General features: G+C 42.8%; 27 protein-coding genes and 1 other annotated feature. Of the genes, 8 read left to right on the top strand and 19 right to left on the bottom strand.

The features are described 5' to 3' along the window. Positions 1–3 precede the first annotated feature (3 nt). Positions 4–1,377 (bottom strand): magnesium transporter, encoded by a 1,374-nt coding sequence (mgtE, locus tag M3197_RS03265; protein ID WP_251660073.1) that lies wholly within the window; start codon positions 1,375–1,377, stop codon positions 4–6. Between the two features lie 92 nt (positions 1,378–1,469). Here mgtE and prpE point away from each other — a divergent pair, with 92 nt between their 5' ends. Next, a complete protein-coding gene (gene prpE, locus M3197_RS03260) occupies positions 1,470–2,210 on the top strand; it encodes a bis(5'-nucleosyl)-tetraphosphatase PrpE (RefSeq protein ID WP_251658575.1) in 741 nt (246 codons plus the stop codon). On the opposite strand, the gene M3197_RS03255 is transcribed toward prpE, so the two are convergent. From M3197_RS03255 to M3197_RS03240, 4 genes are read right to left on the bottom strand one after another with little or no spacing between them, the layout of a single operon-like run. Continuing rightward, positions 2,177–3,127, bottom strand: a complete 951-nt coding sequence (locus M3197_RS03255; RefSeq protein WP_251658574.1) for an RluA family pseudouridine synthase — start codon at positions 3,125–3,127, stop codon at positions 2,177–2,179. The genes prpE and M3197_RS03255 overlap by 34 nt on opposite strands. Beyond that, positions 3,114–3,920 (bottom strand): NAD kinase, encoded by an 807-nt coding sequence (locus tag M3197_RS03250; protein WP_251660071.1) that lies wholly within the window; start codon positions 3,918–3,920, stop codon positions 3,114–3,116. Before M3197_RS03250 ends, M3197_RS03255 begins: the two co-directional genes overlap by 14 nt. Beyond that, positions 3,920–4,594, bottom strand: coding sequence for a GTP diphosphokinase (gene yjbM, locus M3197_RS03245; RefSeq protein WP_025786076.1), 675 nt, complete (start codon positions 4,592–4,594; stop codon positions 3,920–3,922). The genes M3197_RS03250 and yjbM overlap by 1 nt, the downstream gene beginning before the upstream one ends. Positions 4,595–4,621: 27 nt before the next feature. Next, positions 4,622–5,014 (bottom strand): UPF0738 family protein, encoded by a 393-nt coding sequence (locus M3197_RS03240; protein ID WP_251658573.1) that lies wholly within the window; start codon positions 5,012–5,014, stop codon positions 4,622–4,624. 127 nt (positions 5,015–5,141) lie between these two features. Between M3197_RS03240 and M3197_RS17345 the strand changes: the two genes are divergently transcribed. The 3 genes from M3197_RS17345 to M3197_RS03225 all read left to right on the top strand — a co-directional run bounded on the left by M3197_RS17345 (position 5,142) and on the right by M3197_RS03225 (position 7,175). After that, entirely contained in the window at positions 5,142–5,879 is a 738-nt protein-coding gene (locus M3197_RS17345) for a lytic transglycosylase domain-containing protein (protein ID WP_285851059.1), read from the top strand. A gap of 94 nt (positions 5,880–5,973) precedes the next feature. Continuing rightward, positions 5,974–6,366, top strand: coding sequence for a globin domain-containing protein (locus M3197_RS03230; protein WP_251658572.1), 393 nt, complete (start codon positions 5,974–5,976; stop codon positions 6,364–6,366). Continuing rightward, the gene (locus tag M3197_RS03225; protein WP_251658571.1) at positions 6,363–7,175 is read left to right on the top strand and encodes a DsbA family protein; all 813 of its coding nucleotides are present in this window, start codon (positions 6,363–6,365) and stop codon (positions 7,173–7,175) included. Before M3197_RS03230 ends, M3197_RS03225 begins: the two co-directional genes overlap by 4 nt. Positions 7,176–7,983: 808 nt before the next feature. Here the strand turns inward: M3197_RS03225 and pepF are convergent. The 4 genes from pepF to spxA form a co-directional block, all read right to left on the bottom strand. Next, the gene (gene pepF, locus M3197_RS03220; protein ID WP_251658570.1) at positions 7,984–9,792 is read right to left on the bottom strand and encodes an oligoendopeptidase F; all 1,809 of its coding nucleotides are present in this window, start codon (positions 9,790–9,792) and stop codon (positions 7,984–7,986) included. Positions 9,793–9,845: 53 nt separating this feature from the next. After that, complete coding sequence (locus tag M3197_RS03215; protein WP_251660069.1) at positions 9,846–10,994, bottom strand: competence protein CoiA; 1,149 nt, start codon at positions 10,992–10,994, stop codon at positions 9,846–9,848. 173 nt (positions 10,995–11,167) lie between these two features. Then, positions 11,168–11,830: an adaptor protein MecA gene (gene mecA / locus M3197_RS03210; protein ID WP_251658569.1), complete on the bottom strand. Its 663-nt coding sequence runs from the start codon at positions 11,828–11,830 to the stop codon at positions 11,168–11,170. 279 nt (positions 11,831–12,109) lie between these two features. Further along, entirely contained in the window at positions 12,110–12,508 is a 399-nt protein-coding gene (gene spxA / locus M3197_RS03205) for a transcriptional regulator SpxA (protein ID WP_025786060.1), read from the bottom strand. A 440-nt stretch (positions 12,509–12,948) separates the two neighbouring features. After that, positions 12,949–13,168: a binding site (T-box leader), on the top strand. 54 nt (positions 13,169–13,222) lie between these two features. On the opposite strand from spxA, the gene trpS reads away from it, so the two are divergent. Further along, positions 13,223–14,209 (top strand): tryptophan--tRNA ligase, encoded by a 987-nt coding sequence (trpS, locus tag M3197_RS03200; protein WP_251658568.1) that lies wholly within the window; start codon positions 13,223–13,225, stop codon positions 14,207–14,209. Here trpS and M3197_RS17515 read toward each other — a convergent pair. The 3 genes from M3197_RS17515 to M3197_RS03190 all read right to left on the bottom strand — a co-directional run bounded on the left by M3197_RS17515 (position 14,166) and on the right by M3197_RS03190 (position 16,751). Further along, a complete protein-coding gene (locus M3197_RS17515) occupies positions 14,166–14,384 on the bottom strand; it encodes a YuzI family membrane protein (protein WP_490723204.1) in 219 nt (72 codons plus the stop codon). The two genes, trpS and M3197_RS17515, sit on opposite strands and share 44 nt — an antisense overlap. Before the next feature lie 127 nt (positions 14,385–14,511). Continuing rightward, positions 14,512–15,750 carry a beta-ketoacyl-ACP synthase II gene (fabF, locus tag M3197_RS03195; protein WP_251658567.1) on the bottom strand — a complete coding sequence of 413 codons (1,239 nt, stop codon included), beginning with the start codon at positions 15,748–15,750 and terminating at the stop codon, positions 14,512–14,514. A gap of 68 nt (positions 15,751–15,818) precedes the next feature. Then, a complete protein-coding gene (locus tag M3197_RS03190; protein WP_251658566.1) occupies positions 15,819–16,751 on the bottom strand; it encodes a beta-ketoacyl-ACP synthase III in 933 nt (310 codons plus the stop codon). Positions 16,752–16,938: 187 nt separating this feature from the next. On the opposite strand from M3197_RS03190, the gene M3197_RS03185 reads away from it, so the two are divergent. Then, entirely contained in the window at positions 16,939–17,124 is a 186-nt protein-coding gene (locus M3197_RS03185) for a DUF2929 family protein (RefSeq protein WP_039042092.1), read from the top strand. A gap of 58 nt (positions 17,125–17,182) precedes the next feature. On the opposite strand, the gene M3197_RS03180 is transcribed toward M3197_RS03185, so the two are convergent. The 4 genes from M3197_RS03180 to M3197_RS03165 all read right to left on the bottom strand — a co-directional run bounded on the left by M3197_RS03180 (position 17,183) and on the right by M3197_RS03165 (position 21,264). Beyond that, positions 17,183–17,734 carry a hypothetical protein gene (locus M3197_RS03180; protein WP_251658565.1) on the bottom strand — a complete coding sequence of 184 codons (552 nt, stop codon included), beginning with the start codon at positions 17,732–17,734 and terminating at the stop codon, positions 17,183–17,185. A 61-nt stretch (positions 17,735–17,795) separates the two neighbouring features. Further along, positions 17,796–19,937: an ATP-dependent Clp protease ATP-binding subunit gene (locus M3197_RS03175; protein ID WP_251658564.1), complete on the bottom strand. Its 2,142-nt coding sequence runs from the start codon at positions 19,935–19,937 to the stop codon at positions 17,796–17,798. A 195-nt stretch (positions 19,938–20,132) separates the two neighbouring features. Then, positions 20,133–20,441, bottom strand: a complete 309-nt coding sequence (locus tag M3197_RS03170; RefSeq protein ID WP_251658563.1) for a metal-sulfur cluster assembly factor — start codon at positions 20,439–20,441, stop codon at positions 20,133–20,135. Positions 20,442–20,493: 52 nt separating this feature from the next. Continuing rightward, a complete protein-coding gene (locus tag M3197_RS03165) occupies positions 20,494–21,264 on the bottom strand; it encodes a prolyl oligopeptidase family serine peptidase (protein WP_251658562.1) in 771 nt (256 codons plus the stop codon). Positions 21,265–21,401: 137 nt separating this feature from the next. On the opposite strand from M3197_RS03165, the gene M3197_RS03160 reads away from it, so the two are divergent. Both M3197_RS03160 and M3197_RS03155 read left to right on the top strand, forming a co-directional pair. Then, positions 21,402–22,217: a Cof-type HAD-IIB family hydrolase gene (locus M3197_RS03160; protein WP_251658561.1), complete on the top strand. Its 816-nt coding sequence runs from the start codon at positions 21,402–21,404 to the stop codon at positions 22,215–22,217. Positions 22,218–22,235: 18 nt separating this feature from the next. Then, a complete protein-coding gene (locus M3197_RS03155; RefSeq protein WP_025786049.1) occupies positions 22,236–23,084 on the top strand; it encodes a DegV family protein in 849 nt (282 codons plus the stop codon). Between the two features lie 128 nt (positions 23,085–23,212). Here M3197_RS03155 and M3197_RS03150 read toward each other — a convergent pair whose 3' ends face one another. The 3 genes from M3197_RS03150 to M3197_RS03140 all read right to left on the bottom strand — a co-directional run bounded on the left by M3197_RS03150 (position 23,213) and on the right by M3197_RS03140 (position 26,719). Next, positions 23,213–24,664, bottom strand: coding sequence for an alpha-amylase family glycosyl hydrolase (locus M3197_RS03150; RefSeq protein WP_251658559.1), 1,452 nt, complete (start codon positions 24,662–24,664; stop codon positions 23,213–23,215). Positions 24,665–25,365: 701 nt separating this feature from the next. Further along, entirely contained in the window at positions 25,366–25,740 is a 375-nt protein-coding gene (locus tag M3197_RS03145; RefSeq protein ID WP_251658558.1) for a YisL family protein, read from the bottom strand. Between the two features lie 79 nt (positions 25,741–25,819). After that, entirely contained in the window at positions 25,820–26,719 is a 900-nt protein-coding gene (locus tag M3197_RS03140) for a fumarylacetoacetate hydrolase family protein (protein WP_251658557.1), read from the bottom strand. Positions 26,720–26,759 lie beyond the last annotated feature (40 nt).

Below are 26,759 nucleotides of genomic sequence, written 5' to 3'. Positions count from 1 at the left end.
ACGTTATAATAGGTTAATGAATGTAGTCGCTAAACCTAAGTAAATTAAAATACTAATTAAGTCATTCAATGTGGTAATAAACGGACCTGAAGCGACAGCCGGATCAATCTTCATTTTGTGCATAAACAAAGGGATGAACGACCCGGATATAGTTGCCGCAAAAATTGATACGAAAATTGCGGCTCCGACTAGCATTCCAATCACCAATTCGTGTTTCCAGAAAAAGATCAAGCCGATTACAAAGACTCCACATATAAATCCAGTAATTAGGCCGGTTCCCGCTTCTCTTATTAATAATTTGAACTTACTTTCTTCTTCAATATCACGTGTTGCAATTCCTCGGACCGCAACGGCCAGAGCCTGTGTACCACTGTTACCAGCAGTTCCTGCAATTAAAGGAATAAATGCTGCCAGTAAGGCTACTTGGGAAATTGTGTCAGTAAACATATCAATTAAATTCGCAGTAATCATCCCAAGTATGAGCAAAATAATAAGCCATGGTACTCGTTTCTTCGCTGCCGAGAGGGAGTTTTTGTCAAATGTATCCATATTTGATACACCGGCTAATTTCGAATAGTCATCCGATGCCTCTTCTTCGAGGACATCGAGCACGTCATCGACTGTAACAATTCCGAGTATATGTTGCTGGAAATCCACAACTGGTACAGCAAGTAGATTATAGTCTTGAGTTGTACGGGCAACGTCTTCCTGATCGTCTGACACGAGTACGCTAACAACACGTTCATTCATAATGGAGTTAATCAGGACATCTTCTTCAGAGGTGATTAAGTCACGTAACGATACAACCCCAGTTAGTCGGTTGTCGTCATCCACAACAAAGACGTAGTAAATTGTTTCAGCACTTGGAGCCTGAATGCGAAGGATATTCATGGCAGATCGAACAGTGGAGTTCTGGGGAACTGTTACGTATTCAGTCGTCATGATCGATCCAGCAGTGTGCTCTTCGTAGTGCAATAGCTCCTTGATTTGAGCAGCTGCTTCTTTGTCCATGAGTGTCAAATAGCTAACACTTTGAGACTTATCGAGTTCTTTCAGGACATCGACCGCGTTATCCACAAACATGTAAGAAATCATCTCTGCGGCATACGTCGCCTCCATCTCCTGAAGGAACTCTTCGTATTCATCTTCATCAATTTCACTTGTTTCAAAAATCTCCGCCATTTCTTTAGGTGATAAGAAGTAGTACATCGTTTTCCGCAGGTCAGCTCCAGCCTCTTCATAGAAGATTGCGCGATCATAAGGATGGAGTAGCAAATACTCATCTCGGAACGCTTTTATATCTTGCCGTTCTAAATCTTCCCGTAGCTTCTCCTCGTTGAAATCCACTTCTTCATTGCGGTCCTCTATTGTTTCCATGGCTACACCTTCCTTTCTTTTCGCCACTTGGCACTTCTCCTGTATACTAATTGTGTACTTTACAAATACTTCGTAAAAAGGAGTGAATGTATATGTTCGATATTATCGGTGACATACATGGTTGTTATGATGAACTGCTTGATTTACTAAACACTCTAGGCTATTCCCTAAAGTCCGGAATTCCAATCCACCCATCCGGTAGGGAGCTTGCTTTTGTTGGCGATGGCATGGATCGTGGCCCTTCCTCCTTACAAGTGATGCAGCTTTTGTTTGCGTTACAAGACAAAGGTCAACTTATTTATTCCCCGGGAAATCATTGTAACAAATTGTATCGTTTTGCTAAGGGCAATAATGTCCAACAAACACACGGCTTAGAAACGACAATAGCAGAGCTTGACTCGTTATCGCAAAAAGAGAAAACTCAAATTCTTAACCGCTATCAGCATTTTTATGAGGCACTGCCCTTATACCATCAGTTAGACAGCGGAAAACTAATCATCGCACACGCTGGTCTCTCTGAGCAATTGATAGGAGTTCCTTTCTCGCGAGCTGTCCGCACATTTGTCTTATATGGCGATATAACAGGGAAAACATTACCAGACGGACGTCCTGATCGTCGTGATTGGGCAAAGCATTATCACGGAACCCCATGGATAGTTTATGGTCATACCCCAGTCAAAGAACCTCGTTTCAAACATCATACAGTTAATATAGATACTGGATGTGTGTTCGGCGGTAAGCTCACTGCTCTTCGATGGCCAGAACTTGAAACCGTCTCAGTAGCTTCCAAACAACCTTCTCAACCTGAGAAGTTTACTGTGTATTCTTCTTGAGATTGTTTCTCCTCCGGCAGTAGCCTTGCCAGATCTTGTGGAAGTCCACTCACATAAGTAACGTACTTGTTCGTGGAAGGATGCATAAATGATATGGAGCTACAATGTAAAGCTTGTCGTGTAATCAGTTCACATGGCCCTCCATACAAATCATCGCCTAACAATGGATGTCCAATATGTGCCATATGAACGCGGATTTGGTGAGTTCTACCTGTATGCAACTGGAGCTCGACACACGTATATCGACTACCACCCATCTCAAAACGATTGATTACATGTACATCTGTACGCGCGTGTTGACCATCTGGGCGAACTACACGTTCAATGATACTGCCATCTTTTCTACCAATGGATAAGTCTACGGTAAACTCTTCTTCGATTACCCAACCACTTACGAACGCAATATATCGTCTATCAAACCCTGTTTGCTGCATTTGCAAGCTCATGAGGTGATGGATATGACGATTTTTTGCGATACAGACAACACCGGATGTGTCTGTGTCCAAGCGCGTTACTACGTGAACTGTCGCAGGATGTTGTTCACTTGAATATTTCCCATAAATTGTATTCGCAAGCGTTCCATTAGGATGATTCCTTGATGGAATAGTACCTTGCCCAGCAGGTTTTTCCACAATTAAAATCGAATCATCTTCGTCTAAAATAGAAAGGTCTCCATGCTCCGGCTGTAATCCATTCCCTATCTCTTCAGGAGGAAATTCAATAATTACGTGATCCCCCAGTTCAAGCATCCACCGGACAGTTCGTTCTTCTCCGTTCACTAAAATCCGACCACCGTCAAATTTAATAGCAGTCAATGCTCTTTTGGAGATACCTTTCTTCTTAAGAAAGTCTCTTAGAAGAATCCGCTCTTCTGTAATGAATTTTAGTAACAGCGTCGAAACGTTACTTTTCTTCATCGCTGGCAACAAACGATTCGGACACCCGTTTCCAAAATGGGAAAGGTCTAAAACGAGCGAACGAAATGCGTTCTTTCGACACTTTGTATTCGATGGACTTCACATCTTTTTGAAGCAACTGCAGGTGGTCAACAGTTACCATGAAATCAGGCCCCTTTACTGGCTTTAATAAACAGGAATGATGTGATGGAAGGATTAGTGGTGAGCCTACAGTCCGGAATACCCGGTTATTTATTGACGCCATTTCAGTCAATTGCATGCATGACAATGAAGGATGCAAAATCGCACCATTCAATGACTTACTATATGCAGTTGAACCGGATGGTGTGGACATACATAAACCATCACCACGGAATCGCTCGAAATGTTCTCCGTTCAGTTCCACATCCATGACAAGCGTAACTTCGGGTGATTTGATCGTCGATTCGTTCAATGCAAGATACGTGGACTTTTCTTCGGAATGCGTATATGAAATTTCTACTTCTAGGAGCGGATATTGCACGACATGATAATCTTTTCGTGCAATCATAATGACTAATTTCTCAATTTCTTCAGGCTTCCAATCTGCATAGAACCCAAGGTGGCCAGTGTGTATTCCAACAAACGCAGTTTCTTGCAGTCGATGTACATACTTATGAAAACCATGCAATAACGTACCGTCACCGCCAATTGAAAGCACGATATCGGGTTCCACCTCGTCATATTCCAAACCAAACTCCACCAAATACTCTTTTGCCTCTGCCATTAAACGATTGGATAACTCATCGCCCCGTGATTGGATGACAAACTTCATCATTCTGGTTCCCCCTTCCATGAGGTATCTTGAATATCTCGTTTTTCCGTTTCCTTAAACGAACTGAAATAGGATTGTGCTTCATGAATTTCATCTCGTATGAGTGACATTTCTTCATCCAGTCGGAAAGCGGCTTCTGCAGCTCCTTCAAGTCGCTGTCGAATTACGTCTGGAAGCTCGCCTTGGTACTTATAATTTAAAGAATGCTCAATTGAAGCCCAAAAATTCATCGCAAGTGTTCGAATTTGAATTTCAGCAAGAATCGTCTTTTCGCCATGAATCGTCTCGACAGGATATTCGATAATAATATGGAACGAGCGATAACCGCTCTGTTTTTTGTTCGATATGTAGTCTCTCTCTTCGACAATCTTTAAGTCATTCCGCTGTCTAAGCATACCCACGACACTGCCGATATCATCGACAAACTGACACATTATCCGAAGTCCAGCAATATCAGGGACTTCAGCAGCCAGTTCCGGAGATGGCTCGAACGGAATGTTCTTTTCGAGAGTCTTGTCGTATATGCTAGCGAGTGGTTTGACGCGCCCTGTCACAAATTCAACTGGCGCATGCAGGTCTTCTAATTTGTATTGGTGCCGTAAGCCTTTTAATTTCACCTTTAGCTCCACCACTGCTTGCTTATAGGGAGCAAGAAAATCATTCCACATTCTCATATAAAGGCCGCCTCCCATCCGTTCATGTTAGCTAGTTTTTTGTAGCGTCTCTTTGAATGCCTGCTCCACAGCGAGCATGAACTCTTCCCCGTAATTTCCATTACCTTCTATATTAAAAATCAACATCATCAATTCTTCTGTAAATCCAATTAGTGTGATAGATCCATCTTCACACTCTATTACAGGATCCCCATTATCCATTTCAATAAGATGTTGCATGAGTGCCCATACTTCCTGCGTAAAATGCAAGTATCGATACCCTTCTCCATCTTCGAATAGATACACAAAACTAAGTGCATCTGAATCGGTAATCATTTTCCCAGAAGGGGAATCTCCAAGCATTTTTGTCGTACCATCATACGTGAAACAAACGGTTCCTTCTTTTATCTGTCCTTCAGTAATTCGATGTTCTATACGCACTTTTCCCTCTTCCCTTCCCCTATCAGTCAGTATGAATAGTTTACCATAGAGTCATCACAGTTGCAGTCAGGTTTGTGCTTTCAGCAATGAAATTGATATACTGAAAGAAGAACTAGAATTGCCACGGATGATTAAGTATCGGAAAGGATCGATTAGTATGGACACGAAAATGATTCGTACACTGTTCGAATTGAATTCACTACAGTCACTAGGGGCTGTTCACTCTGCAACCGAAACGAAAACAGAAGGCACGGATTTCTTTCAATCGTTATTAAACGAAATGACGAGTGAGAGCTCTATTTCCGATTCGCTTTCAAGCTTCTCAGCGACAACACTTGGTAGTATTCAATCTCCACAAGGGATGAATCCGTTTGCGTTCTACTCCACTCCATCTGTCCAATCGCCTACTGATGCAACTCAATACATTGACCAAGTTTCTGCAAGCAGACCTCCGCTTGTGTATAACGGTGGCAGTGTCAGCACAGCTTATGCGCCATTAATCAGCAAAGCTGCAAAAAAATATGACGTACCGCCATCACTGATTGCCGCAGTCATCAAGCAAGAGTCAAATTTCAATAAAGATGTAGTCAGCCACGCTGGTGCAACAGGACTAATGCAGCTCATGCCCGGAACGGCAAAGTTTCTAGGTGTTTCGAACGCAGCTGATCCAGAGCAAAATATTATGGGCGGCGCTAAATACTTACGACAAATGCTCGATCAGTTCGGAGGAGATTTGAAATTATCTCTTGCCGCATATAACGCAGGTCCGGGAAACGTCCGTAAATATGGAGGAATCCCGCCATTCCGCGAGACACAGAATTACGTCACCAAAGTTATGAACAACTATAATACCTTCAATGCGTAAGGTGAACCTAACGAATGAAAGCTATTTATTTGTGAATGTTTTATGTGGTTGATAAAATAGAAGTACAGAGTAACAACAAAGGAGAATGACATCCATGACACGAAAGCCTTTGATACCCTTTGAAGAGATCGGTGAAGCTCGTTTGTCGGATCTTATCGACCGGTTCTACGCCAAAGTGGCTGTTCATCCGGACTTAATTCCCATTTTCCCATCAGACCTAACAGAAACCGCTCGTAAACAAAAGCAATTCCAGACACAATACCTAGGCGGACCTAATATATATACAGAAGAACATGGACATCCGATGATGAAAGCTAGACATATGCCATTCGCAATCACACCAACACGAGCAAAAGCTTGGCTCGCCTGTATGGCTGAAGCGATGGATGAAGTTGGTCTTGATGGACCTCTTCGTGAAATTTATTACCAGCGCCTCGTCTTAACAGCCAATCACATGGTGAACCGGAACGAGGAGGGAGATCAGTGAATCGAAGAACTTTTGCAGAAGTTGATCAGCAGCCGATAGCACATGCTCGGCCGATTGAATTATACGTATTTCTAGATCCTTTATGTCAGGACTGCTGGGCATTGCAACCCATCCTTAGAAGATTACAAGTAGAATACGAACGATATTTCACGTTGCGCATCGGACTGCTTACGTCCCTACCGAAGATGAATTACAAAGCACTCCCTTTAGTCGATGACGAATGTAAAGAGATGAGCGCATTTGAAAAAGCACATCCTGCATTCCCAAGCATTGCAATCAAGGCAGCTGAGTTCCAAGGAAAACGGGCAGGTTTTAAATTTCTCACAAAACTATTCGAGTATTCATTTTTAAAATCACGAAACGTCAAATCATTTGCAGTACTCGTTGAAATTGCCGAGAAATTGAAATTGGACAAACAGGAGTTCATAAGCGATTTCTTCTCTAGAAACGTTCTGCAATCTTTACAAGTCGATTTACATTTAGCAAAAGAGATGGAAGTCGTGAAATCCCCAACATTCGTATTTTTCAATGAAAATATTGAAGACGAAGGACTCATGGTGGATGGTTCATACAGCTATGAAATCTATGAACAAATTTTAGAAGAGCTTACGGGATCTCCTATCATACGGGATCGCGCACCTTCATTGGAAGAGTTATTCAGCCGATTCGAAATGCTCGCAACCTCTGAAATTGCAGCAATTTACGGTGTCCCTGAAAAAGAAAGCGAGCGAGAACTTAAGAAACTTTTACTGAAACAAGAAGTAGAACGCATTTTCATTGACGATAAATTCCTATGGCGCAAACGCTAAGATACTTGATATAGAAAACAGATGGAGAATTTTTCTCCATCTGTTTTTTTGATTTGAGGTGAAATTTGGGTGGGCTATGGAGAGGATGGAGTGGCTATGTCTTGGTTATGATCACTTTTCTCGCGTTATGAGCACTTTCCTTGGTTTATGATCATTTTCTACGCTTTATGAGCACTTTCCCTGAGTTATGATCATTTCCCACGCTTTATAATCACTTTCCCTGGGTTATGATCACTTCCCACGCTTTATGAGCACTTTCCCTGGGTTATGATCACTTTTCATGATTTATGAGCACATTCCTTGTTTTATGATCACTTCCCACGCTTTATGATCACTTTCCCTGGGTTATGATCACTTTCCCTGGGTTATGTGATCACTTTCCCTTGTTTTATGAGCACTTCCCCTGGCTTATGATCACTTTCCACACTTTATGAGCACTTTCCCAGGCTTAACTTCACTTTTGCCCTTCAACCACACAATCATCATCATGCAACACGTGATATTCAAACGAAAACAAAAAGAACACCGCTCCTGGGGGGAAGCGGTGTTCATATAAAGGGAATGGGAAAAATGTTCACGTTCAAACAAAAGGGGTGTATGTTTGGTTTGTGAGTTTCATTCACAAGTTAAATCTATCACAAAATAATTGTTACATCAACTATTCACAAACAATTTCATGGATTTGTCACATATGAATTCTTTGAAAACGCTTACTTAAGGACTTTTTTTCTAAGCATTAAATAGACATTCATGCGGAATACACATGAATGTCTGTTTCGTTACTATTTTGATATACTAAATTTCTCAATTATTGTTTAGCGAGTAATTGTTCCAACTCATTCAAGCGCTCTTCGAATACTCGGCATGCTTCCTCAATGGGTGCAGTTGTTGTCATATCGACTCCAGCTTTCTTCAACACTTCAATTGGATAATCCGACGATCCAGCTTTCAAGAAATTTGTCACATAGCGCTCTACAGCAGGCTCGCCTTCAGTTAAGATCTGATGACTCAACGCAACCGCTGCGCTGTATCCAGTTGCATATTGATATACGTAGTAGTTCATATAGAAGTGAGGAATTCGTGACCACTCTAATCCAATTTCCTCATCCACTGTCATTGCGCCACCAAAATACTTTTCATTTAACGCATAATACTCTTCCGTGAGCTTCTCAGCCGTCAATGCCTCACCTTGTTGATCCAACTGATAAATCCTATGCTCGAATTCAGCAAACATTGTCTGACGGAATACTGTTCCACGGAATCCATCGAGCCAATGATTCAACAAGTAAATGCGTTTCTGTTCATCTTCTGTAGTCTTTAATAAATAATCGTTGAGCAACGCCTCATTTACTGTTGACGCCACCTCAGCTACAAAGATTGAATATCCGCTATAGATGTAGGGCTGATTGGCACGTGAATAGTAGCTGTGAGCACTGTGTCCAAATTCGTGTGCAAGTGTAAACATGTTATTCACATTGTCTTGCCAGTTCATTAAAATATAGGGATTCGTGCCGTAAGAGCCTGAAGAATAAGCACCGGATCGTTTCCCTTTGTTTTCACGGACGTCTACCCAACGGCTTTCGAGGCCTTTTTTAATGATTGAACGGTACTCTTCGCCCATTGGCTCAAAGCTTTCTAGCATCGTTTTCGCTGCATCCTCATACGTAATTTTCATATCTAAATCTTTCACGAGTGGTGCGTAAAGATCCCACATGTGAAGATCGTCCAATTCAAATACTTTCTTCCTAAGTGCGATATAACGGTGCAGCAACCCGACATTATTCGAGATTGTATTCACAAGGTTCTCATACACTTGCTCAGGAATATGGTTGTTTGACAAAGCAGCATCGCGAGCCGATTCATAATTACGGATTGTCGCATTGACGTTATTTGTCTTCACATTTCCTGATAGAGTTGCTGCAAATGTGTTTTTGAACGAACCATATGTCGCATACATCGCTTTGAACGCTTCTTCACGAACAGAACGATCCGGGCTTTCAAGGAAGTTTATGAAGCGACCTTGAGATAGCTCAACTTCTTCCCCTTTTTCATTTTTCACAGTAGGGAACGTCAAGTCTGCGTTATTCAACATGCTGAACGTTTTGGATGATCCTTGTGCAACTTCAGACATTTGTGCAATCAGCGCTTCTTGCTCCGCAGGTAGCACGTGAGGTCGCATACTGTTCAATTCTTTCACTTCTTGCTTATATAGGGAGAGTCCTTCATTTTGTTCTACCAGTTGATTGAGCTTTGCTTCTTCAATTGAAAGCAACTCTGGTAAGAAAAACGAGAGCTTCGTGGAAACTTTTACAGCTAACGACTTGGCACGGCTATCCATCGCCTGATATGTGCTATTTGTTGTATCTTGATCGGTCTTTAAATGTGAATATGTGTATAACATGCCTAACCGTTGTGAGAGCTCATCACGGTAAGTAAGTGCGCTCAAAAGGGCTTCTGGTCCATCATTCAAGGTTCCTTGGTATGATTCTGCTTGTGACGAAAGTTTTTCAATTTCCTCATACTCTGCAGTCCATGCCGCATCGCTTTCAAAGATGTTTTCTAAGTTCCATGTTTCTTCCACTTTGACTTCATCGCGCGTAAGTAATTTCTCTGCCAATGTAATTCCTCCTTGATCCCGATAATTCGAGAATCGAATCTTTTTCCATTTTCTCAATTTTCTATCTGTATTGCAAGGAATCGCTCTAGAAGTATGTGAACAATCTCTTCCTCTATTCGCGCATTCGGGAGGGACTCCTTCTTTTTCCAATCAATTCTTTGAAGGAACTGTAAATAATCCCTACAGGCTCCAATTTGTTCTGTGCTGTCCCCCGTATAGGCATGTACAAATTGGCGCAATCGCTGAATCGGAAAAGAGTTTGGTGAAAGTTCGAACCGTCGCAATAAGTAAATCAAGCCAAGCTGCCATTCACAATCATGAACAGCGAATGCACGATTCCCTTTCACGGGAACACCTATCCACAGAGGGAGTTCTGACGGACGTAATTTCAGTTCATAACATTGACGTAAAAAAGGATTCTGGACGCCTCGTCGATTCCAAAAAATAGAGCGCTCCAAGTACGTAGTTCTGTGGAATTTGTAAGACTTATAGTAGTGAAGGAGCACATGCTGATCAGGAAGTTTCGGACGTGCGAACGGAAAGGTTTGTAAATTAGCAGGTAACTTTCGATGAATTGCTATGAAGCGATTTCCATCAACGGGGAGAAGATGACTAAAATAATGGAATTCCTTTGTCTCTGGGGATAATGTGAGCAGTGTATGTTCTGGGGATACGCTCGTTGTAAAGAACAATTGATGGAAGGCTGAAAAACTGAACAGTCCCATTCCTTCAGGGCGCCCTTTATATTTTTCAGGAGTTTGTAAGATCCAAATAGGCTCCATTCCCAAGGATCGATACCCTTCTGTGCGATTGGATTTCACATCTTCCGGCAAGCGGCTACATTGGAATTCAATCGGGATTGCCCGGCCTTCGTGTTGCACAAGCAGGTCCGGACGCTGTGCTAGATCGGGTATGAGTGGTTCTAATACAGACGGTTTTTCGATGCGCTGAAAGAACGAGTGCAGGAGCTGTTTTCCCTGAAGATGTGGAATTGACTCGCCTTCCGAAAAGCTGGAGGTACAAGTAGAGTCCACTTCATGAGCAAAATGAGGAACCCGTATGGAGCCCACTTTCAAAACAACTCGGTCACCACATTCGGGACAACGGAATTGTTTATTGGTTCGCCACGTTCTCAGGCGCTCTCGTTTAACGGTATCGTCGAGAACAACGGGCGTTCCATCGGCTAAGTTTGCTGTGAGTATCTAAATCACCCCTTTCACTGAATAGTTTACAAATTTAACTGTAAAATAGCAAATTTAACCTCATTATCAGCTTATTCGTGACTAAGTTTGAAGAATCTCTCGGTTGAGTAGTGCACCACAAGTATATTTTTAACATAAAAAAACCACCTCGAAAAAAGGTGGCTGTGAACATTTTAGAAATAAGTTTCGATGGTTTGGAACACATGAGAGCCCATTACTTCTGTTCCATACTCTCTCAAGCGATGGATTGTCAAGTTCGTTGGTGTTCCATACTCAAGAATAATACTTTCCACATCAATTTTATCTGAAGTTTCTTTATCTGATGAACTATAGTCAATATACAAGTAATACTTATCTTCGAATGAATACAATGAAGTTGATTCATCAAGATTAGAAAGTTGAGAAGCCAAAGGGATTAAATCATCAAACTCTTTAAACACGAACAACTCACGTGCTGTCGCCATTTTGCTATCAGCAAGAGGCTCATTTGTCGACTCAGAAGATCCATCTGTTCCTTCAAGTTCAGGCTGGAAGAGTTTACGAGGATCGTCAATGCCATAAGGATATTCCGTCGATTCCCCTTCTTCCGGTAACTGAGCTCGCGTAACGAGAACTTCGATACCACCACTCATTGCATGCACTTGAATCCATAAAGGCCCTTCAATTTCAAACTCAATGTCAGATTCCGCATCTATTTCTTCCATCATATCCCAAAACAATTCCTCACTCTTATCGCGGTTATACCACACTTCCTCACGAGTGAAGCCTCGCTCTTCGATATCCATGTAGGACAAGTAAAATTTGACCGTATTCTCATTGATTCTCTCGATTTCCATGATTTCTCTCTCCTTTCCCCTGAAGTAGACATGCCGTCCAACTTCTTTTTCGTTCCCGCGATGCTTCTTCTACTATATGTTCAATTCTTCAGTAACGAAAGGGTTTTGCCTCGAAGGTTGCAGACAAATTTTTTTAAGTGTGAAAAAACCATTCCCTACGCTAAATTTCTAAGTAGAATCTATCCATTGCACCGTGCACAGAAACTAGGAGAATGGAAAAAGCTGATAGGTTTACGGCATTCACCATGACATCCCCTATCAGCTATCTATATGTTTTCGTTAGTTTACCATGCGACGTGCTTCTAGTAACTGATAGGCTCTAACCTTTCTTGGTAAGAAGCGGCGAATTTCATCTTCATTATACCCTACTTGAAGACGTTTTTCATCTAAGATGATTGGTCTTCTTAATAGACCCGGATGTTCTTGGATCAATTCATATAATCGTTGAAGTGGTAAGCTCTCAACGTCAACATTTAGTTTTTGGAAGATCTTAGAGCGAGTAGAAATGATTTCATCAGTTCCATCTTCAGTCATTCGAAGAATTTGTTTGATTTCATCAATATTTAGAGGTTCAGAGAAAATATTACGCTCCTCGTAAGGAATTTCATGTTCCTCTAACCATGCTTTCGCTTTTCGACATGATGTACAGCTTGGTGATGTAAATAATGTAACGCCCATTTGCTGACACTCCCTTTCAATCGGCTTCATATAATGGTGACTATCTTTTTTACATTAGAATTATTTTAAATTAATGTTCATAATGACTATTATACACACATTTGTTCTCAATGAATACACTTTTAAAAAATTATTTCTTGCACTCTTCAAGATTGTAACATTTCCGCAATAATCGCTACTTCTCAACACCGTATTTATGTAATCTCTACTGTTATTCCCATATCTGAAAGAGATTAAACATCAAATTTTTTCAAATCTTATTATCAATTACAAAACCTTAGTGAAAATGTGTTCTTGTCTACTAGTACGTTTCAAACGTCAAAAGGTTCCATTTTTGAAGAAGTTTCGTTGATTATTTTGAGTATTCCCGAAGAATCTTTTTTGAAACTGATTTGTACTTGCAATCCATGTGTATGCATATTATAATTACTCCAATTATAAGAACGGCTTAGACGGAACAAGTACTTTTAATGGAGCTTCTAAAGAGAGCCTGTGGGTGGTGTGAACAGGTGAAGCAGTTAAAAGGAATGGGCTCCCGAGCTCGGTTGAATGTGTAGAATACCACTACTATTCCGCTGCGTTCCCCCGCGTTAAGGGGTTTGAGTGGCCTTCGGGCAATTCGGGTGGCACCGCGGTTCCTACACATCGACCGTCCCTATTTTTATAGGGATGTGTCGGTGTTTTTTTGTGTTTAACTTTAAGGAGGAACCAACAATGACAACTATTTTTTCAGGTGTTCAACCAACAGGTATTATTACGTTAGGAAATTACATTGGAGCATTCCGACAATTCATCGAGCTTCAGCACGAGGCGGATTGCATTTTCTGTATCGTTGATCAACATGCGATTACCGTTCAGCAGGATCCTGATGAGTTGAAACAAGCGATCCGGTCACTTGCCGCAACCTATATTGCAAGCGGGATAGATCCTGAGGAGTCTGTACTCTTCATCCAATCTGAAGTCCCTGCTCATGCACAAGCAGGATGGATCATGCAATGTACGTCATCCATCGGAGAACTCGAGCGCATGACACAGTTCAAAGATAAATCTGATGGGCAAGATGGGGTTTCTGCTGGCTTGTTAACCTATCCACCACTAATGGCAGCTGATATTCTCCTTTACAACACAGATGTTGTCCCCGTTGGAGAAGACCAGAAACAACATTTAGAGTTAACACGTGATTTAGCGGAACGATTCAATCGTCGTTATGCAGATGTGCTAACGATTCCAGAAGTGCGCATACCAAAAGTCGGCGCGCGCATTAAGTCGTTGCAAGATCCGTTGAAAAAGATGAGTAAATCGGATCCGAATCAGAAAGCAACGATTTTCCTAATGGATACGCCGAAACAAATTGAGAAAAAGATTAAAAGTGCCGTCACAGACTCTGAAGGAGTTGTCCGTTTTGACGTCGAGAATAAGCCCGGTGTCTCGAATTTATTGATCATCGAATCTGCGCTGACGGGTGTTTCTGTGGAGAACCTAGTTGCTAAGTATGATGGTCAGGGGTATGGTGCGTTTAAAGCGGGTGTTGCTGAAAGCGTCATTAATCACCTAGCGCCCATTCAAAAGACTTATCATGAATTGATGGAGTCCGACAAATTGGATACGATTCTGGATGAAGGCGCCATTAAAGCGAATGCAATTGCATCTACAACGCTTACGAAAATGGAAGCCGCGATGGGACTCGGACGTAAACGGTAAGCAATAGTAAGATGATTGCCCCTATAAATAGCGCAAAGTCCGCGGATTTCAGGATAAAAAGCCCAACAGTCCGCATATCGAAGCCCATCGATGTGTAGTTCAAATACGTGATCATGGTTGTACATGTGGTGACAATAAGGCCATAGCTAAGTAGAAATAAGAACAGTCGCGTCATGACATCGATCCTTTTTTAGTTTTGTCCTACTATATGAAAACTATCCACTTTTTAAGACTGACACGGTACACATGAAAAAGAGCTACTTCGGAGAAATAATCCGAGTAGCTCTTTTGATTGGAATCAATTAGATTTTCTTGAATATAAGTGATGCGTTATGACCACCGAATCCAAGTGAGTTGCTCATTGCATACGTGACGTCCGCTTTACGAGGACCGTCTGTAATGTAGTCGAGATCACACTCTGGATCTGGATTTTCATAATTAGTTGTCGGTGGCAATATGCCTTCTTGCAACGCTTTTGCCGTAAAGATTGCTTCCAGTCCACCTGCAGCTCCAAGCAGATGTCCTGTCATCGACTTTGTTGAACTAATAGCAAGTTTGTACGCATGTTCGCCAAATACAGTTTTTGCTGCCATCGTCTCAAATAAGTCATTGTAAGCAGTACTCGTACCGTGTGCATTAATGTAACCTATTTCATCAGGTGAAATTCCAGCTTGCTGAATCGCTTGTTGCATGGCACGCACAGCGCCTTCACCTTCAGGAGCAGGAGCTGTAATGTGGTGTGCATCCCCTGTCGACCCATACCCAATTACTTCCGCGTAGATTTTAGCGCCACGTTGAACAGCATGCTCGTATTCTTCCAAAATAATAATCCCGGCTCCTTCACCGATGACAAACCCATCACGCTCTTTATCGAATGGACGTGAAGCTGTTTTGGGATCCGGATTAAGTGATAATGCTGTATTTGCACAGAAACCTGCGACAGACATCGTTGTGATCGGGGCCTCTGCTCCCCCAGTGATCATGACATCTGCATCGCCTCGAAGAATTACTTCGAATGCATCTCCAATCGAGTTTGTACCTGACGCACATGCCGTCACGGTACAAGAGTTAATACCTTTGGCACCAAAATGTATGGATACTTGACCAGAAGCCATGTCAGGAATCATCATCGGAACGAAGAACGGGCTGACACGTCGGTAGCCTTTTTCCTGGAATGTAAGGAACTGCTTTTCATGCGTTTCCATTCCGCCGATGCCTGAGCCAATCCAGACACCAGTGCGAAGACCGGTCGCTTCATCCAACTCTTCAAGCCCCGCATCTTTCATTGCCATGATGGAAGCCGCCATTGCATAGTGCGTGAACCGGTCCATTTTACGAGCTTCTTTTTTAGATAAATACTCTTCGATGTCAAAATCTTTTACTTCCGCAGCTACACTCACTGGGAATAACTCAGTATCGAGTCTCGTTAATGGCCCGATGCCTGACTTGCGGTCAAGAACGGACTGCCATGATTCCTCCGCCGTATTTCCTACCGGGGAAACGGCCCCGATTCCGGTAATGACTACGCGTCGTTTTTCCATTAGTTGAACTCTCCTTCGTTTCATAGATAGAATAGTTGCTTCCTTCGGTATGATTTATATCAGATGACTTATTTGCCCCAGCGCATACAGATGCCGCCCCAAGTGAGACCGCCACCGAAACCAACAAGGACGAGAATATCATCGTCCTTCACGCGTCCTTCTTCGATATCGTCATGTAACGAAATCGGAATCGATGCTGCGGATGTGTTGCCATATTTGTGTACAGATTTAGACATCTTTTCAGGTGGAAGTCCGAGACGTTCACGAGATGCTTCCATGATTCGGATGTTCGCTTGGTGTGGTATAAGGAAGTCCACATCTTCTTTTGACAGTCCCGCTTTTTCTATGACATTCACTGCCGACTCACCCATCTGTCGAACAGCAAATTTAAATACTTCACGTCCGTTCATATGCAAATAACGGTCCTGATAAAGATGCTCACCGCCAGCGCCATCTGCACCCAATTCGAATGAAAGGATACCACGATTTCCACTCACTTTTCCAACGATTCCCGCACCAGCACCATCTCCAAATAAGACTGCTGTATTGCGATCTTTCCAATCTGTAATCTTGGATAGTTTTTCAACACCTACCACAAGTACATAATCATATGTGCCAGCTTCTACAAAATGCTTTGCAGTGACAACGCCGTACATGAATCCTGCACATGCTGCAGAAACATCCATTGCAGCAGCATTTTTTGCACCTAGGCGTGCTTGAAGCATCGTTGCTACAGAAGGAAATGGACGATCCGGTGTTACAGTTGCCACTAAAATCATTCCAATTTGCTCAGGCTCAATGCCTGCTTTTTCTATCGCTTCTTTTGCAGCTGCATAAGCCATATCTGATGTATCTGTACAATTATCAGCAATACGGCGTTCTTCAATTCCTGTGCGTGTACGAATCCATTCGTCTGATGTATCCATTCTTTTTTCAAGATCTGCGTTTGTCAGCACGTGTTCAGGGACATACTTGCCAATACTTAGAAGTCCTACACCCATTGCTCATACCCCGTTCCTTGTTATCTATTGTTAGTACCTGGTATCAATAATAGTGGATATCGTGATTTTTTTCAACAATGGAGACACGAAACCGTCAAACTCTTTTATCGAGGATGTAAATTAAGTTTCGAAACGAGCGTCGCTATGATATGATGAAAGGTGAAAAAGTATTCTAGAGGTGATTTCTGTGAAGTTCATCATGACGTTTGTTTGGTCATTCCTATTGGTTTCTATGCTCAACTATGTAGCAGGTTCCATTGCGAACGTACCAACGTTTGAATTTACAACTGGAATCATTGTCTCACTTGTTTTGTCTGTGATGGTTTTCGCAATTACTGCGATTATTCCGGACGAGCCAGTTGCAGAGCATTGATCCATATCGCAGCGAAAGGGTTTGTTCCCTTTTGCTGTTTTTTTGTGGAGAGAAGAATTTAGTTAGTGGGATTCGGCAACTTGTGTTGTGAATGGAGCGGGGGCTTGCCCGGATCGAGCGCCTTGCTTTCGGAAACGAGCGGGTTCTTGCTCCGATCGAGCGCCTTGCTTTCGTAAACGAGCGGGTTCTTGCCCGGATCGATCGCCTTGACTACGGAAACGAGCGGGGGCTTGCTCGGATCGAGCGCATTGCTTTCGTAAACGAGCGGGTTCTCGCTCAGATCGAGCGCCTTGCTTTCGCAAACGAGCGGGTTCTTGCCCGGATCGATCGCCTTGCCTCTGGAAACGAGCGGGTTCTCGCTCGGATCGAGCGCATTGCCTTCGGAAACGAGCGGGGGCTTGCTCCGATCGAGCGCCTTGCCTACGGAAACGAGCGGGGGCTTGCTCCGATCGAGCGCCTTGCCTTCGGAAACGAGCGGGGGCTTGCTCAGATCGAGCGCCTTGCTTTCGGAAACGAGCGGGGGCTTGCTCAGATCGAGCGCCTTGCTTTCGCAAACGAGCGGGTTCTTGCTCGGATCGATCGCCTTGCCTCTGGAAACAAGCGGGGGCATTCATTTCCACAAAAAAACAAGCCCCCTTTCGAATGTTACGAAAGGGGGCTCGAACGATTAGTTAACGTATATCCACAATCAGCGTCCCGTCTTCCATCCGAAGATGCAAGCGTTGATTTTCCGCTAAATCGCCTTTGATGACTTCCTTCGCAACTGCCGTTTCCACATATCGTTGGATGAACCGTTTCAATGGTCGCGCACCGAAATCGGCATCTGTCCCTTCTTCAACGACCCATTCGAGAACAGGCTCCTCATACGTCAACGGGATATCTTGGCCATCCAATCTACGCACAAGATCATCTAACATCTTCCGTGCGATTTCAACGAACGCATTGCCTGAAAGTGAATGGAAAATGATAATGTCATCCATTCTATTCAGTAACTCCGGCTTAAAGTGATTGCGCAATTCCGCCATCACCAAATCTTCTGCAGCGTGTTCTTCAGATTCAAACTGACCACTCATTAAAAACTGCGAACCAATGTTGGACGTCATGATGACTACGGTGTTCGTAAAACTCACTAGACGACCTTGGCTATCCGTAATTCGACCATCATCTAAGATTTGCAATAAAATATTTGAGACATCTGGATGGGCTTTCTCAATTTCATCAAGCAAGACAACGGAGTATGGATTACGACGTACCGCTTCCGTCAATTGTCCCCCTTCTTCATAACCGATATATCCTGGAGGTGCTCCGACAAGACGGGAGACGCTGTGTTTCTCCATATACTCAGACATATCAATTCGAATGAAGTGTTCCACAGAGTCGAATAGTGTGCCTGCGAGTGTTTTCGCAAGCTCCGTTTTTCCGACTCCTGTTGGACCTAGGAATAGGAACGAGCCAATCGGTTTATCAGGGTCTTTAATGCCTGAACGAGCACGCCATACCGCTTCCGTCACAAGTTGAACGGCATTATCTTGACCAATGACCCGCTCTTTCAACGTATCGCCCAATCGTAACAACTTCTCACGTTCGCCTTCCATCAGCTTCGTTACTGGGATTCCTGTCCAGCGCGCTACAATCATCGCGATTTCATCTTCGGTTACTTCTTCGCGAATCAAACGGTTTTCTGCCCCACCCTTAAACTGCTCTTCTAATTCATGCAGTTGGTGTTCCAGCATAGGAATTTTACCGTGACGTAATTCCGCGGCTTTGTTCAGGTCGAATTTGTTTTCCGCATCTTCCAATTCACGACGATAACGATCTAACTTCTCGCGCACATCTTGCACATCTTGTAGTTTTTTCTTTTCGGTCTCCCATTGCTCGCGCATGCCTGCCGAAGAATCTTTCAACTCTTTTAGTTCATCACGCAAGGCGGCGAGTCGATTTTGACTAATGGGATCCTTTTCTTTCGTCAATGCCTGTTCTTCAATTTCAAGTTGCAAAATACGACGTGTCACTTGGTCTAGCTCTTGCGGCATCGAATCGATTTCTGTACGAATCATTGCACTTGCTTCATCCATGAGGTCAATCGCTTTGTCTGGCATGAATCGTTCTGTTAAATAGCGATCTGACAATGTTGCCGATGCAACAAGAGCCCGGTCATGGATTCGTACTCCATGGTGCAATTCAAAACGCTCTTTTAATCCACGTAAAATCGAAATCGTATCTTCAATTGATGGTTCTCGCACCATTACTTGCTGGAAACGTCGCTCAAGTGCTGGATCTTTTTCGATATACATCCGATATTCGTCTAATGTTGTGGCACCGATACAGTATAATTCACCTCGTGCAAGCATCGGTTTCAACATATTTCCAGCATCCATCGCTCCTTCCGTCTTCCCTGCGCCAACAATCGTATGAATTTCGTCAATGAAGAGAATAATTTCACCATTACTCTCTTTTACTTGTTTTAACACCGCTTTAAGTCGTTCTTCAAATTCTCCACGATACTTCGCTCCCGCAATGAGTGAACTCATATCGAGTTCGTGAATTTGACGGTCTTTTAACCCTTCTGGCACATCACCTTTTACAATACGTTGAGCAAGTCCTTCGACGATTGCCGTCTTACCAACACCAGGTTCTCCGATTAAGACCGGATTATTTTTCGTTTTCCTCGATAAAATTCGAATCACATTTCTAATTTCTTCATCTCGGCCAATAACGGGATCCATTTTTCCGTTTTTCACTTCTTCAACCAGGTTGCGTCCAAATTGTTCTAATGGTAAACGCTGATCTTCTTGTACGCCGTCCATTCTCATGAACCATCACCTCATTATAATTTATTGTTAATTTGACTTTGACTATCTTTGACTAATAATAGTATACCTCGCTTTTCTGCGCATGTAAAGTCAGATGCTTAGGTCTCATTAACTAGTATTTCCCGCGCACATATTAGTAAAACACAAAAAATCCGACCAGTGAAAAACTCACCAGCCGGATCTTATTCTGCTTATTTATCGCACGCCTAGCGCCATTTTTGCATAGCGTGACATGTTTTCACGTGACCAAGGTGGATTCCAAACGATGTCGACTTCGACGTCTTTCACTTCTGGGAGCTCCATCAGTTCTTGCTTCACATTCGCAACAATTTGAGGACCCATCGGACAACCGATAGATGTAAGTGTCATCGTGACTTTACCGATTCCGCCTTCAAGCAATTCTGCATCATAGACGAGACCGAGGTTTACTATATCTACACCAAGCTCAGGGTCAATCACATTTTCAAGAACGCCCATCATGCTTTCTTTCATTTCATCAGCCATTGGAATTCCCCTTTCTCTTACAATTTGTTGTACTCATCATATCAAAACGAACTCAATCGTTCAAACGGTCTGCAAGGAAGTCCACAGCACGCAACATGCCAGGTCTTGAAACAGCGTGACCTGCATGCTCGTCCACCATGAACTCAAAGTCTTCTGGTTGCTCGCTGTACTTCTCTTTCACGGCATTGTAGAAATGATGTGTCGGTTCAAACGGTACCATTGTATCGTTCATGCCATGCCAGAAAAAGACAGGTCGGCCATTCAAACGTTCTGGATGTTGAGTCAAATCAAATTCAGCGAGCGTGCTCAGTAGCTTGTGAACATCTTCGTCTTTCATCGGAAGTTTGAATCCTTTATTCTCAAATTGCTTCATTTGACCTTTTGCAAGTTTCACATAACCAGGGGTCCCCATCATAACCGCTGCGCTTGTGATCCAGGGATACGCTGCTAAGCAACCAAGTGTCGTAATGCCTCCCATGGACGTTCCAGAAAATGCGATTTGCCCAGAATTCAACAATCCTTTTTCTTTCAATTGTTGGTGTAACAATCCTGCTTCTTCTATGGAAGTCAGTACGATCTCCCAGAATCGCAAGCTAAGTTGAACTTCATCAAGTGCTTCGGAACGGACACCGTGCAGATGCGCTTCAGGCAATAACACACGGATTCCCTTCTTCGCAAGATTGAAAGCGTAATGCAAGTTATGTTCTTTTGCGCTCGTAAAGCCGTGGAAAAAGATGACGACCGGCATCTCAGACGATTCTTGTTGCTCATCTACAATATGCAATAGAGGGACTGTGCCCCATTGTTCTTCACTGATAATCATGCTGGACACCTCGTTTACAGTTTTGTTGAGCATACCAATATTTTTCTAGAAAAACAAAAGTTGTGCACGGATAATTAGTTTTTTGACTTGTACACTTCCAAAAGGCTACACTTGAATTAGGAAGGAGGCGTTTTGCCATGAAACCTCATTTAATTGCACTCGATTTAGATGGAACGTTATTAAATGATCAAAAAGTAATCTCTGAGAAAACGCTAGCTACACTAAAACAGGCGGAATCAGAAGGGCATCAAATCATGATTGCGACCGGACGCCCCTATCGCTCCAGTGAAGTCTATTACCGCCAGCTAGGACTTAAAACACCGATTGTTAACTTTAATGGAGCGTTCGTACATCACCCTACTGACCGTACTTGGAAAACCGTCCATGAAACTATTGATTTAACTGTTGCTAAAGATGTAATCGATGCCATGCAAGACTTTAACTTGAAAAACATTGTGGCGGAAGTTATGGATGACGTCTACTTGCATTACCACGATGAGAAATTGCTTGATATCTTCAGTACCGGGAGCCCGAAAATTCAAGAAGGTGATATTCGTCAATACCTACAAGTGAACCCGACGAGTCTTCTCATTCATGGTGGCGAAGGAATGGCCGACCCGATTCGTAAGCACTTGGAAGAAGTCCATGCAGAAGTCATCGAGCATAGACGCTGGGGAGCTCCTTGGGAAATCGTCGAAGTCATTCGTCACGGTCTCAACAAAGCGGTCGGAATTTCCAAAGTTTCCGAGTGGATTGGTATACCACAAGAACGAATTATTGCATTCGGGGATGAAGACAACGATTTGGAAATGCTCGATTACGCGGGAATTGGTGTTGCAATGGGCAACGGGATTGATCAACTGAAATCGATTGCGAATGAAGTGACCTTGACGAATAATGAAGATGGCATAGCCATAATGTTACAAGAACGACTTAATTTAAAAACTTCATAAAGAGATTGGAGGATTCACATGAAAATTTTTGTAGATAGTGGTTGTGACTTACAAAAATCTTATTTAGATGAAAATGATGTCACGTTGCTTCCTTTAACAGTGTTGCTTGACGGAAAAGAATATCAAGATATCGTGGATATTGACGCAAAAGAAGTATTCCAAGCCATTCGTGCAGGCAAACAGCCAAAAACATCTCAAGTTTCTCCAGATCGGGTGCTTGCGCTCTGGAAAGAATTTGCTGAGACTGGAGAAGATGGAATTTACATCTCATTCTCTTCCGAATTGTCGGGTACATATCAGACATCTGTCATGATGCGGGATCAGGTGAAAGAAGGCAATCCGCGTATGAACTTAATTGTTGTCGATACACGTTGCGCTTCCCTTGGCTGTGGATTAGTTGTCCAGGAAGCTGTACGTTTACGCGATGCGGGAGAAGATGTCCGAACCATTGAACGCAAAATTCGTAAAATGGCCAGCAACATGGAGCATTTGTTCACTGTCGAAGATCTCGATTACCTCGCTAAAGGGGGACGCGTCTCAAAAGCAAGCGCGTTTTTCGGTGGACTGTTGAACATCAAACCATTGTTGCATGTAGAGAGTGGACGTTTAGTGCCAATTGAAAAGCATCGCGGACGCAAAAAAGTGTTTCGTCGAATTCTAGAACTCATGGAAGAACGCGGGGATCATGTTTCCGAACAAGTGATAGCAATCAGTCATGGCGATGACGAAGAAGGCGCTCTTGAGTTACGGGACTTAATCGAGGAAAAGTTCCACCCTAAAGAAATTCAAGTCCACATGATTGGCTCGGTCATCGGCTCGCATGCAGGCCCTGGTACGCTCGCCGTATTTTTCTTAAACAAACAGTAAGTTAGTTATAAGCAACTCCGTCGTTCATCTATTATGACGTCTGAGCTGCTTTTTTTTGCGTTTTTCTTGAAGCTCGATCTAGATTTTCTCCAAACAAAAAGAGAGCACTGATGCGCTCTCTTTCATCCTTACTTTTTGGCTGCTGCTTTCCGTTCTTGACGTGCTTTTCGACCTTTTCTCCAAACTGCCCAAAGGAAGCTTAAGAAGAGGACGTATACCATAATCGATGCGATCAGATAAGGGATATTGAATCCTTTGTCTTCTTTCACCAAATAGATTTCTGCCATTTCACGGTCCAGAACAACGTGATATTTGTCATCCTCGGTTTCCACAATTTGATCATTATCCAACAATCCACGTAACCGTTTTTTACTACCAATCTCCTCTGGATCTAAAGCATAACTTTGTGTTTCAGAAGTGTTGTTGATGGCGATGATCCATGATTCTTCATCATCGTAAACTTTGTACACGATATATCCATCTTGATTGTGAAGCATTTTGAAGTTCCCGTTACGAAGTGTATTCGACTGGTTTCGAAGCGTATTTAAATCTCCAATAAGCTCCTTCAGTTCCATATCGGTCTTAAAGTTGAATAGTGGGTGGCTCTCAGGTGCTTCTTTTCCGTTCACCGCAATTTCGGTTCCATAAGGCATGACCGGAATTCCTGGTAGCGTAAATAGTGCAGTAACGCCTACTTTCCAACGGGTCGGTGGAAACATACGCTGCTCCACGATGTTGTAAGTGAAACGCGGGCCTGTTAGCTGATCGAATTGGATCAAATCATTCGGTTCACCTGTTTCAAATTGATTTATTTGAGATGAATCAGGATTCACTCTTACAAACGACTTACGTAAGGCCTCCATAGAGGAATTGTTCGGTTTGGCATCGACAGCCGCGTCAGTTTCTTCATCAGACAATATATACAGATCAGGTGATGCTTTTTTTAAAGAAGCAATAAATTGATCGAGCACTTCTTTCGAATACCCTTCCGTTTTTGTTAGACGAATCCCGTCCAACTCAAAAGTTTTCACAAAGTCGACCATAGTTTCTTCCAAATTACGTTGCACATCCGCATCGTCTGCTTTCCAATCAATGGTATTCCCTTTCCCTTGTATGAACGAGAGCTTGTTGGCCCATACATGATCTTTACTCACTCCCGCTAGCGGGAAATCAGCAATGACACGGACATCCTTATCATGTAATTCTTTGAGCATTGACTTGAAATCTTCTTCGGTTCCAAAGTGTTTTTCAAGTTTCGTATAATCGAGAACCTCACTGCCGTCGTAAGTTGCTGTTTGGAAAACTGGCCCGATGGAAACAGCTGTGAAGCCCATATCTAAAATATGTTGTAAACGGAGGGCAATCCCCGAGAAATCGCCACCATTGAATGCGGACAAATCCTGTGTATCTGTATCTATATCGTTTTGTCCATCCCCGTTATTAAAACGGTCCACCAATAAATCATATATACTTTCGTCATTCAAGGTCCGTTTCGTCTCAGCCGAAGCCCAGCTTGGTAGTGCTGTTGGAACAAGTAAAATAACCATCATCATAACACTAAGTAGTCGTTTGACGTTCACCCAAAAAGCCTCCTTCAACAATTCATCCTTAAAATTTGCTCATAAATTCTTTAATGTGATCATAGTCTACGAGTTTCGCTCATAAGTTTTGAATTATGCTAATAACTCACACATTTCGCTCATAAATCTCGTATTGTGCTCATAACTCACGATTTCCGCTCATAAATCTCAAATTATGCTCATAAACTCACGATTTTCGCTCATAACTCTCAAATTATGCTCATAAACTCACGATTTCCGCTCATAACTCTCAAATTATGCTCATAACTCACGGTTTCCGCTCATAACTCTCAAATTATGCTCATAACTCACGGTTTCCGCTCATAACTCTCAAATTGTGCTCATAACTCACGGTTTTCGCTCATAAATCTCAAATTATGCTCATAACTTATGAATAATAATCCTAACTCATCACTTTATACTACCAAACCGCATCCACCATCGCCATGGTTTCTAAAGAAAACTAAAACCATGTTACAAAAATAAGGCAAACTTGTGAAAACTACAAAGCAAAACCCGCTGATGATTATATCAGCGGGTTACTTGCTTTCATTCTAACTCATCATGATCATCATTCGTTTGCATTCTCCGCGATGTCACAACTACAGAGAGTGCGAATAGTAGCATGATGCCGAAAACACCTAGCAATACCATCCATCCTACCATTCAAGCACCCTCCTTAGTCGTTCATTGAAAAATTATTAAGCGAAGAAGTCCAGTCCAATTGGCAATTTGAAGCCAAGGAACATCGTAATTAGTACGGAAACTACGAACAAAATCCAAAATAGTTGTGTGGGTTTGCTTTTAGATTGTCGTGCCAATACCATTTCCATCATACCGATTGTTACAATACCGAATACGAATTTCACGCCGTATAAAGCAGCATTTATGTTCATATAGCGAATGAACAACGCAACTCCAGTAATAATGATTAGAATGTAGAATACACGGAGCACCATCTTCGTAATTTTACGACCTTTGGAGTCGAGGGGTTGAGTCGCTGCAATCAAGAACATAATAATGCCGACTACCCACGAGAAAATGTGTAAATGTGTCGAGTTCGATAAAAAATCCAAGTTAGTCACCTCGTTTAAATTTCATATGTGCATCCCTCATCTTACCATACATCATAAGTTAGGGAAAATAGAGGGACCTTTACTCGAAATAGTTGACGAGTGTTCCGATTCCTTCAACAGATATCTTCACAGTGTCGCCCGCCTTCAAGTAACTCGGAGGATTCATCCCTTTTCCAACACCTGCTGGAGTCCCTGTTAAAATGACATCTCCCGGCTCCAGTGTGACAAACTTAGACAGTTCCTCAATGATTTCATCGATAGGAATAATCATAGATCCGGTATTGCCATTTTGGCGAACGTCATCATTCACTTTGGTGACAATTGACAAGTTATGTGGATTTGGAATCTCGTCTTTCGTAACGATGTAAGGTCCTAGTGGGCAGCTGCCATCCAGTGTTTTTCCGAGGAAGAACTGTTTGCGCTCTGCCTGTAAATCACGCGCAGTTAGATCGTTCGCGATGGTATATCCGAAAATCGTGTCGTATGCGAGCTGTTTCGGGATATTACGTCCACCTTTTCCAATGACAACCGCAAGTTCGCCTTCATAATCCAGCTGACTTGTAAGGGTTTCATGGATGGACAGCGTCTGCTCATCTCCAGCAATCGCAGTCGGAGCTTTTGTGAAAATCATCATCTTGGCGGGTACACCTTCGCCTCCCATTTCGGATGCGTGATCAGCGTAGTTTTTACCAACACCTAGTACATTTTTAGGTGTTCGTGGAATTGGAGATAACCATTCAATTGCTTCGAACGAGTACTTAAAGGTATCCATGTCTTCATGAGAGTGGGCTTTTTCGCACAAGTTACGGATATTTTCTACAAAATCCATTCCTGATGCAACGCCTTCTGCGATTGAAGCAGGAAAGTTCTGCTCTCCAACTGCCTCAGCAATTTTCTGTACATCCCATACCGCTTCTTCCTTTTTCACTTTAGGTCCGAATAACGTCTTCCCATCATACTTGAACGAAAGTAGTTTCATTGAATAGTCCATCCCTTCCATCATTGGTTTGCATTACGTA

This window comes from Sporosarcina aquimarina (assembly GCF_023715615.1).
Classification (GTDB): domain Bacteria; phylum Bacillota; class Bacilli; order Bacillales_A; family Planococcaceae; genus Sporosarcina; species Sporosarcina aquimarina_A.
This window is presented reverse-complemented; position numbering and strand designations above follow the sequence as displayed.